Here is a 9227-nt window from a genome sequence, read left to right as displayed (position 1 = left end):
GCTGGTGGATCCCGAGCAGTGCCAGCAGCTGCTGGTCTTCACCGCCACGCCTGGTTCCCCCAGCCGGGGCAAGCTCCAGATGCTGTTGGCCGTCGGTCCCTAGGGCCCTGGCGGCCCTCTCACCCTGTGATGCCGCTTCGAAACCGGAGTGTCCTCACCGATCGCTTCAAATCTGAAGCACATTGCGTGTCGCGTCTCCCGGTTGGCGGCCGAGCCGGCGCGGAATTCCAGAGGGTCAGGTATGCCGAGCCGCCCAACGGCAAACCCTCGCCTGCCGAACCCGGGACTTCTGGGCCCGCTGATGCCACGAATGACGATCAGACCCCACTACCTACGAAGGCAGGACAGTCATGTCACTCAGTTTGGACCCCGAGTTCGCCCAGGTGTTCGCCCCCATGGCCGAAGCCATGGCGGGCGCCACCCCTCCGCCGGTCGGCGACGTCGCCGCGCGCCGCGCCATGTGGGAACCGATCATCGGTGCCGCCTCGGCGGCCCAGCCGGTCCCGGCCGACGTCACGGCCACCGAGTACTACGCGACCGCCGACGACGGCACGAAGATCACCATGCGCTGGTACGCCAAGACAGGCGCCCCAGCCGGTCCGGCCGCGCTGTTCTTCCACGGCGGCGGCTACATCTTCGGCCATATCGACCTGTTCGACGGACCCGTCGCCCGCTACGTCTCCGCGAGCGGGGTGCCAATGCTGTCGGTCGAGTACCGCCGGGCCCCCGAACACCCCTTCCCCGCACCGGTGGAGGACGGGTACACCGCGCTGCGCTGGCTGCACGAGCACGCCGGCGAGCTGGGTGTCGACCCCGCGCGGATCGGTGTGATGGGCGACAGCGCCGGAGGGGGACTGGCCGCGGGGCTGTCGATCCTCGCCCGGGAGCGCGGCGGCCCGGCGATCGCCCGACAGATCCTGCTCATGCCGATGCTCGACGACCGCACCCCCACGCCCGATGCGCACATCGAGCCCTTCCTGCTGTGGTCCTACGACGACAGCCGCACCGCGTGGCCGGCCCTGCTCGGCGACGCCGCGGGCGGACCCGACGTACCCGCCACCGCCGCCCCGGCCCGCCTGGAGGACGCGACCGGTCTGCCTCCCGCCTATATCGAGGTCGGACAGCTCGACGTCTTCCGCGACGAGGACCTCGCCTACGCCCTCAAGCTCAGCCGGGCCGGCGTACCCGTGGAGTTCCACCTCCACCCCGGCGTCCCGCACGAGTTCGACTCCATCGCCCACACCACCGACGTCGCCCGCCGCGCCATCGCCGACCGCGTACGCGCCCTCGCCTCCCTCTAGCTCTTCCCCACCTCCTCCGGCACCGATGTCGCCCCACACCAGAAAGCGCTCATCCATGACTGTCTGGACCCCCGTCACCGTCGGTGCCATGGAACTGCCGCACCGGCTGGCCATGGCACCCATGACCCGCGACCGCTCCCTCGCGGACGGCCGTCCCAGCGAGCTCAATGTCGAGTACTACCGGCAGCGGGCCTCCATGGCCTTGATCATCACCGAGGGCACCCAGCCTTCCGAGGACGGTCAGGGCTACCTGCTGACGCCGGGCATCCACACCGACGCGCACGTTGCCGGCTGGCGCGAGGTCACCGACGCCGTCCACGCCGAGGACGGCCGCATCGTTCTCCAGCTGATGCACACCGGCCGTATCTCCCACCCGGACAACACCGCGCACCACCGCACACCCGTCGCCCCCTCGGCCGTACAGCCCAAGGGCGTCATGTTCACCGCCACCGGCCCCCAGGAGATGCCCGTCCCCCGGGCCCTCACCGCCGACGAGATCACCGGGGTGGTCGACGAGTTCCGCCGCGCGGCTGCGGCGGCCGTCACCGCCGGGTTCGACGGCGTCGAGATCCACGCAGCCAACGGCTACCTCGTCCACCAGTTCCTCTCCTCCCACACCAACGAGCGCACCGATCAGTACGGCGGCTCCATCGCCCACCGCATCCGCTTCGCCACCGAGGTGACGTCCGCGGTCGCCGCCGAGATCGGCGCCGACCGCACCGGCCTGCGCATCTCGCCCGGCAACCCCTACAACGACATCACCGAGCACGACACGCACGACGTCTACCCGGCGCTGCTCGACGCCCTCGACCCGCTCGGCCTCGCCTACCTGCACATCATCCAGGGCCCCGACGAGGAACTCCTGCAGCGCATCCGCCGGCAGTGGTCCACGGCACTGATCGTCAACCGCGGCGGCACCCCGCTCGACACCCGCTTCGCCGACCTCGACTCCGGTCTGGCCGACGTCGTCTCGGTCGGCGCCACGGCACTGGCCAACCCCGACCTGCCCCACCGCCTCCGGACGGGCGCCCCGCTCAACGAGCCCGACCCGACCACCTTCTACGGCGGCGACCACCGCGGCTACACCGACTACCCCACTCTCCCCACCACCATCACGGAGAGCTGAACCATGACCACACTCCTCATCGGCCCGGCCGACACAACCGTCACCATCACCGTCCAGCAGCGGACCCGCACCGCCCCCAGGGCGCCTTCCGCGTCCTGGCGCCCATCGACCTCCCCACCGTCTTCCGCCCGGTGGACCCCTTCCCCGGCATCAGCGGCGTGAAGAACCAGACCGAGGCATGGGACCACGTGGGCTCGCGACGAAACCCCAGTTCGATGACGGCTCCCAGGCCGACGAAGAGCTCACCGAGTACGTACCGGGCTCCGGCTTCGCCTACCAGCTGACCGGTTTCACCAACGTCCTCTCCCGCCTCGCGGCCGGCATCCGGGGCGAGTTCGACGTCAACCCCGACGGTGACGGCACGCTCATCCGCTGGACCTACGAGTTCATGCCGCTGGCCGGCCGCCGCTGGATTCTCGCCGGTCCCTTCGCCCCGCTCTGACGCCGCTACATGATGGCCGCCCTCGACCGGTGCGTCCACGTCATCGAAACAGAGAAAGACAGCGAGCAGGTGCAGCTCCAGGCCGGATGACGGCCCGAAACAGCCTCACCAGAGCCCCGGCCCAGCTGTTCCTACCGAGCGAAGCTCGTAGGAACCCGAGCTCAGGGCGGCCTCCTACACGCTCCAAGCCCCGACGATCAGCTCGACACGATTTCCGAGGTCCAGTGCACGCCAACCGCGGCAGGGCCGAAAGAGCACCACAGCACTGATGGACGCCCTGGTCCGGCGGATCGCGCAAGGTGAACACACCCATCGTCCCCAAGCACTGCCGGTATCCCGAGGTGGCCGTGCTGAAGCCGCACTGACAGTGGCTGGCAGACCCTGATCGGACCCGGAAAGCCGCCGAACAGCCCGGGGCGCGGGCAGGGCGCCCGAAGTTCTGCGGCTCAGGCTCGTGAACGAGCCCGTCCAACACATACATGGCTGACCACATAACTGGTTGCGCCGGATCAACTCATCGAAGGAGACACACCTGTGAAGGCCACCGTTTTCGACACGTTCGGCGGCGCCGAGGTCCTGCACGAGGCAGAGACCGAGATTCCTGAGCCCGGCCCCGGCCAGGTCCGTGTCCGCGTCCGGGCAGTCGGCGTCAACCCGGTGGACGGCAAGATCCGCTCCGGGATCATGAAAGCCATCTTCCCTACCACTCTGCCCGCCATCCCCGGTGGTGAGATCGCCGGCACCGTCGATGCCCTCGGCGAAGGCGTCGACCTGTTCAAGGCGGGCGACGAAGTGCTGGGCTGGTCCGACACCGGCGCCTACGCCCAGTACGCGCTCGCCACCGCGACCGCCCTGGCCCCGAAACCGGCCGGCCTGAACTGGACGCACGCGGCCGCCCTGCCCGTGGCGAGCGACGCCGCCGACCGCGTCCTGGACCTGCTCGACGTCAAAGCCGGCGAGACCCTGCTGATCCACGGCGCGTCCGGCGCGCTGGGCACCGTCGCCGTCCAGCTCGCTGTCGCTCGCGGGGCCCGCGTCATCGGCACCGCCGGCCCGGCCAACCAGGAGTACGTGACCTCGCTCGGCGCGACCGCGCTGGTCTACGGTGAGGGTTTGGTCGAGCGGGTGCGCGCGCTCGCCCCGGACGGCGTGGACGCGGTGCTCGACGCCGCGGGCAAGGGCGCGCTGGAGGACTCCATCACCTTGCGCAGCACCACCGACCGGATCGTCACCACCGCCGACTTCCGGGCCCGCGAACTCGGCGTCGTCTTCGCCGAGGGCCCGGCGCGGCACTCGGCCGACCGACTGGCGGAACTGGCCCGGCAGGCCGCCGACGGCACACTGGCGATCACGGTCGGCGCGACCTACCCGCTCACCGACGCGGCCAAGGCGCAGCAGGCCAGCGACGCCGGCCACAGCCGCGGAAAGCTCGTCCTCACCGTCGGCTGACCTCCTCCCACAGGGACCGCCCCCCACTGCGGGGCCGGCCCCCGGCACGGCCGCTGGCAACCAGCCGGTCAACTTCATCTCCAGCCAGTTGGCATCCATGCGACATGCGGATACGTCGTGTGCGGCCGATACCGTCCCTGCTCCGCCCATGTCCCCCTGTGTCCCTCCCTCACCGGAGGTGAACGCCCGCTTCACAGGGTGTGCGGTCTCCCTCACAAGCTCACAGCACCAGCAGTCAGCTCAGACCTGCGAGTCAGAGCACCGGCATGCGCTCTGGGGGGCGAGTCCTGCCCCTCTTCCCACTCCGCAGGAGTCCGATTCCACCCCGGCCCGAAGGCCGGAGTTTCCTTGGAGGTCCCCGATGACCATGACCTATCTGGCGCAGCCCGAACAGCAGCAGAAGCTGGAATGGCTCGACGGGGGAACGTTCTCCGTGCTGCTCGACAAGGAAGCCACCGAGGGCAAGCTGACCGTGGGCCGCTTCGACGTCGCCAAGGGCGAAGCCCCGCCCTTCCACCTGCACACCCGCGAGGACGAGGTGTTCATGCTGATCAAGGGCACGGCCCTGGTGTGGTCCGGGGAGGACGAACACGAACTGAGCGAAGGCGGGATCGTCTACCTGCCCCGCAACGTCCCGCACGGCTACCGCATCACCTCCGACCGCGCCGACCTTCTGATGATCACCACGCCCGGCGGCATCGAGGGCATGTTCCGCCACGCCGGACGCGACCTCACCACCCCGCGCCCCGACGGCTTCGAAATCCCCAAGTCCCTCCTGGCGGAAGCATCCGAACTCTACGGCGGCGTCATCCTCGGCCCGCCGCGCTGAACCGCTCACGGACCCGAGCCGTGCCGTCCCGGCTGCCGCCTGCTCCTGAAGGCGCTGCCTTCGGGACGACAGCGGGTCCGTTCCCTTCCCCACCTGCGACCACCGCCGGCCGGCGTCCAGCGCCGGTTGCCCAGGAGACCTTCATGCCCCTGCCTGTCCTGTTCGGCGCGAACGTAGAGTCGAACGCCCTACCCGTCGGCCGCTCCAGTGAGCAGGCGCTGCTCATCGACAGTCTCGGCCTCGACCTTCTCACCATCCAGGACCACCCCTACCAAGCGGCGTTCGACGACACCTGGACACTGCTCACCTTCCTGGCCGCGCGGACGCGACAGGTCACGCTCGTCCCGACGGTCAGCTCCCTGCCGCTGCGTCCGCCGGCGGTGCTGGCCAAGGCTGCGGCGACGCTGGACAGACTGAGCGGCTCCCGGGTGCAGCTCGGCCTGGGGGCCGGCGCCTTCTGGCAAGCCATCGAGGCCATGGGCGGCTCCCGGCGCACGCCGAAGGAGGCTGTCGACGCACTCGAAGAGGCGATCACCGTCATCCGGGTGATGTGGAGTGGCGAGCGCAGTGTGCGGACGCACGGCACGCACTACTCGCTCGCCGGCGTCCACCCCGGCCCGGCGCCGGCCCCCGGTCTGGGGCTGTGGCTGGGCTCGTACGGCCCCCGCATGCTGGCCCTGACCGGTGCAAAGGCGGACGGCTGGCTTCCCTCGCATGCCTACCTCGGACTCGACGCTCTGCCCACGGCTGTCCGCCGCATCGACGACGCGGCTCTGACGGCAGGCCGCGATCCGGACACGATCCGCCGGGTCTACAACATCGCCGGTGTCATCCAGCCGGAGTCGGCCGGCCCGTTCCAGGGGCCCGCCGCCCAGTGGACCGAGCACCTCGTCACACTCGTGCGCACCGTCAAAATGAACGGCTTCGTCATCTGGCCCGAACGAGACCACACCCAGCAGATACGCGCGTTCGCCGCCGAAGTCGTACCCGCGGTCCGCGAGGCCCTCGCACGGGAGACCTGAACCTCCTCGTGCTCCCGGACCGGGCAGCATGCCTCGCACAGGGGTGGCCTCCCGCGGCGCGGACCGGCGCACGGATCCACACGAGGGTCGGTATCCCGCACGGCATCGGCCGTACCCGTCAGGGCCTTCCTTCCCAGCGCAGGGTCCTCCCCTCGCCCACCCCGGCTTCGAGAACGCCGGCCACCCGACCATGCCGGCAATCACCGCCCCGCACCGAACGCACCGAAACCGCTTCACGTTCACCGACCAGGTACCGGCCGGGCTCGCCGCCGACTTCACCGGCGCCCGCGACCAGAAAGTCCTGATCTTTCCCTCCGACCCGATCCCAGGTGGTCCCATGAGCGACGAAACGTCTCTCCCCGACAGATTCGAAAGCATCACCGTCCCGGCCAACAGCACCCGGCTGCACGCCGTGGTCGGCGGGTCCGGCGAACCCGTACTTCTTCTGCAACGGCTGGCCCCAGACATGGCGGGCCTGGCGACACCTCATGCCGGCCCTCGCCGCGCACGGTTACCGCGTCATCGCGCCCGACCTGCGCGGCACCGGTGCCTCCGACCGTCCCCCGAGCGGATACGACAAAGACACACAGGCGGAGGACATGCGTGAACTCCTCGCACCCTCCTCGACTACGGCCGCATCAAACGGACCTGGCACGAAACCGGAGGAACCCTCCCCATGCCCGTACTCGCCATCGGCGGCGAGGACAGCACAGACACCCGGCTCGCCGACAGTCTGAACACGGTTGCGCGGCGGCTGACCGGTGCAGTGATTCCGGGCAGTGGCCACTTCGTGCCCGAGGAATCTCCCGATGCCTTCGCCCGCGAGCTTCTCCCCTTCTTGCCTGCCCCCCCGCCGGGCACATCCGAGGAGACACGGCCGGGCGGCCATGCCGACGGAGGCAAGGCGTCACCACGAATCGAACAATCCGGCGGAACGACCTGGGAGCCCTGATCCCGCGGACAACGATTTGGGGTCCGCCTTATGTGACGCGCCGCCACGAACTCACCGGCCAACGAACTCGTACATGGTCAATGGCAGGTGCCGCCCTTTCACACCCCCGAGCCTTGTTTCGAGTCGAAGCTCGATCCGGCCAAAATCTGATTCACCCTGTACCAATTCCTGCATAACCAGCTCGATATCAGCTCATCAGGAGAGATTGACATGAAGACTTGGTTCATCACCGGTACCTCCTCCGGCTTCGGCCGCCGGCTCACCGAATTGCTCCTCGAACGCGGTGACAGGGTCGCCGCGACGGCCCGGCGTACCCAGACCCTCGACGATCTCAAGGCTGTTCACGGCGACCGGCTGTGGACGGCGGCGCTGGATGTCACCGACACCGCAGCGATCCGCACAGTCGTCGACCGTGCCTTCGTCGAACTCGGCACCGTGGACGTGGTCGTGTCCAACGCCGGCTACGGCCTGCTCGGCGCAGCCGAGGAAGCCTCCGACGATCAGATCGACCGCCAGATCGCGACCAACCTGACAGGCTCCATCCAACTCGGGCGTGCGGTGATCCCGCACCTGCGCGCACAGGGCGGTGGCCGAATCATCCAGATCGCGAGTATCGGCGGCCAGATCACATTCCCCGCGATGAGCTACTACCACGCCACGAAATGGGGAATCGAGGGCTTCTGGGAGTCCGCAGCGGCCGAGATTGCCCCCTTCGGCATCAGCGTCACCCTGGTCGAGCCCGGTGTGGCCCGCACGGAGTTCGGCGGCGCCAGCGCAGTCCTGGGAACGGCGCTCGACGTCTATGCGGACGGTCCGTCAGGGTCCCTGCGCGCGGCCCTTTCGGGCCAAGGCCCGGCCCTGCCGACTCCCGGTGACCCCGTCAAGATCGCCAAGGCGATCATCGCCTCCGCTGACCAGACCGTCGCCCCCAAGCGCCTCACGCTCGGTTCCGACGCTCACAACCTGGGTGTCGCCGCGCTCCGCGACCGTCTGGGCGCCTTGGAGAGCGCCAAGGACCTCGCCTACTCAACCGATGCCGACGACTACATCGTCATCAGGGACTCACCGCCCACCCTCTTGCCGTAACCCCGCACGGCAATTGCACACAATCCATCCGCAAGTCATCAGGAACTCAAAGGAGAAGTGTCATGAACCGCTTCGCCAACAAGACTGTCCTCGTCACCGGTGCCGTGGGTGCCGTCGGCGGCGCCCTCGTGCACGCCTTCGCCGGTGAGGGTGCCAACGTGGTCGTCGCCGCCCGTCACGAGGGAGAGGGCAGCCGGCTCGCCGCCGAACTGCCCGGCAAAGCGATCTTCGTCAACCTCGACGTCACGAGCGAGGACGCGTGGACGAATGCCGTGCAGGTCACCGAGGACCAGCTCGGGCCGGTCGACGTTCTGGTCAACAACGCGGCCTACCTGCATGAAGGCACCGTGGAGTCGATCGAACCCGCCGCGTTCCGCAAGGTCATCGACACCAACCTCACCGGCGCCTACCTCGGAATCCGCGCAGTTGTACCGTCGATGCGCCGTGCGGGGTCCGGATCGATTGTCAACATCTCATCGATCGCTGGGCTGGCCCCCGCGCCCGGGCTGGCCGCCTACGGTGCCAGCAAGTGGGGCATACGGGGCCTCATGCGGACCGCAGCCAAGGAATTGAGCCGGGATCACATCCGGGTGAACTCGGTCCACCCCGGGATCATCAACACCCCGCTGGCCTACTCCCAGACCGGCGAGGAACGCGTACCGGTCGACAACTTCCCGATCCCCCGCCAGGCCACGACCGAGGAGATCGCGGGTTACGTCCTGTTCGTAGCCTCCGAGGACGCCGCCTTCTCCACGGGAGTCGAGTTCATCGCCGACGGCGGATTCCTGCTCGGTCCGAATGAGCCAGCCGCCCGAGCATGACGACGTAAAAGCACCGGGGCCTCGCCCCTTATTACTGAACACGGGTTATGCGGATTTGGCCAGCGTAGTTCATGTTGTTCGGCGCGCTTGCTCGTCGGCGATCAGGGGGTCTGTACGGTGGGCGGTGTAACTCCCGGGCTGGAAGCGACAGTTGATGACTGACGTGACGAGTGACACCGAGGCCGGGAAGGCCGCTGTG

General features: G+C 68.9%; 11 protein-coding genes. 10 read left to right on the top strand and 1 reads right to left on the bottom strand.

The window, feature by feature from the left end; genetic code table 11:
* Positions 1-350 precede the first annotated feature (350 nt).
* The 6 genes from AB0958_RS43165 (at position 351) to AB0958_RS43140 (ending at position 6169) form a co-directional block, all read left to right on the top strand.
* Entirely contained in the window at positions 351-1301 is a 951-nt protein-coding gene (locus tag AB0958_RS43165; RefSeq protein ID WP_366895967.1) for an alpha/beta hydrolase, read from the top strand.
* A gap of 55 nt (positions 1302-1356) precedes the next feature.
* Positions 1357-2427, top strand: coding sequence for an alkene reductase (locus AB0958_RS43160; protein WP_366895966.1), 1071 nt, complete (start codon positions 1357-1359; stop codon positions 2425-2427).
* A 178-nt stretch (positions 2428-2605) separates the two neighbouring features.
* A complete protein-coding gene (locus AB0958_RS43155) occupies positions 2606-2869 on the top strand; it encodes an SRPBCC family protein (protein WP_366895965.1) in 264 nt (87 codons plus the stop codon).
* Positions 2870-3403: 534 nt separating this feature from the next.
* On the top strand, positions 3404-4318 hold the full coding sequence (locus AB0958_RS43150; protein WP_366895964.1) for an NADP-dependent oxidoreductase: 915 nt from the start codon (positions 3404-3406) through the stop codon (positions 4316-4318).
* 361 nt (positions 4319-4679) lie between these two features.
* Positions 4680-5147, top strand: coding sequence for a cupin domain-containing protein (locus tag AB0958_RS43145; protein WP_360250827.1), 468 nt, complete (start codon positions 4680-4682; stop codon positions 5145-5147).
* 143 nt (positions 5148-5290) lie between these two features.
* Positions 5291-6169: an LLM class flavin-dependent oxidoreductase gene (locus AB0958_RS43140; RefSeq protein WP_366895963.1), complete on the top strand. Its 879-nt coding sequence runs from the start codon at positions 5291-5293 to the stop codon at positions 6167-6169.
* A gap of 118 nt (positions 6170-6287) precedes the next feature.
* On the opposite strand, the gene AB0958_RS43135 is transcribed toward AB0958_RS43140, so the two are convergent.
* Positions 6288-6620: a hypothetical protein gene (locus AB0958_RS43135; protein WP_366895962.1), complete on the bottom strand. Its 333-nt coding sequence runs from the start codon at positions 6618-6620 to the stop codon at positions 6288-6290.
* Positions 6621-6657: 37 nt separating this feature from the next.
* Between AB0958_RS43135 and AB0958_RS43130 the strand changes: the two genes are divergently transcribed.
* The 4 genes from AB0958_RS43130 to AB0958_RS43115 all read left to right on the top strand — a co-directional run bounded on the left by AB0958_RS43130 (position 6658) and on the right by AB0958_RS43115 (position 9028).
* Entirely contained in the window at positions 6658-6906 is a 249-nt protein-coding gene (locus AB0958_RS43130) for an alpha/beta fold hydrolase (protein WP_366895961.1), read from the top strand.
* Positions 6846-7121, top strand: a complete 276-nt coding sequence (locus AB0958_RS43125; protein ID WP_366895968.1) for an alpha/beta hydrolase — start codon at positions 6846-6848, stop codon at positions 7119-7121. Before AB0958_RS43130 ends, AB0958_RS43125 begins: the two co-directional genes overlap by 61 nt.
* Positions 7122-7331: 210 nt before the next feature.
* The gene (locus tag AB0958_RS43120; RefSeq protein WP_366895960.1) at positions 7332-8207 is read left to right on the top strand and encodes an SDR family oxidoreductase; all 876 of its coding nucleotides are present in this window, start codon (positions 7332-7334) and stop codon (positions 8205-8207) included.
* A 62-nt stretch (positions 8208-8269) separates the two neighbouring features.
* Positions 8270-9028 (top strand): SDR family NAD(P)-dependent oxidoreductase, encoded by a 759-nt coding sequence (locus AB0958_RS43115; RefSeq protein ID WP_366895959.1) that lies wholly within the window; start codon positions 8270-8272, stop codon positions 9026-9028.
* Positions 9029-9227 lie beyond the last annotated feature (199 nt).

The organism is Streptomyces sp. NPDC006655 (genome assembly GCF_040703965.1).
Lineage (GTDB): Bacteria > Actinomycetota > Actinomycetes > Streptomycetales > Streptomycetaceae > Streptomyces.
The sequence above is the reverse complement of the archived record's forward strand: the minus strand, read 5'-3'. Positions and strand labels throughout refer to the sequence as shown.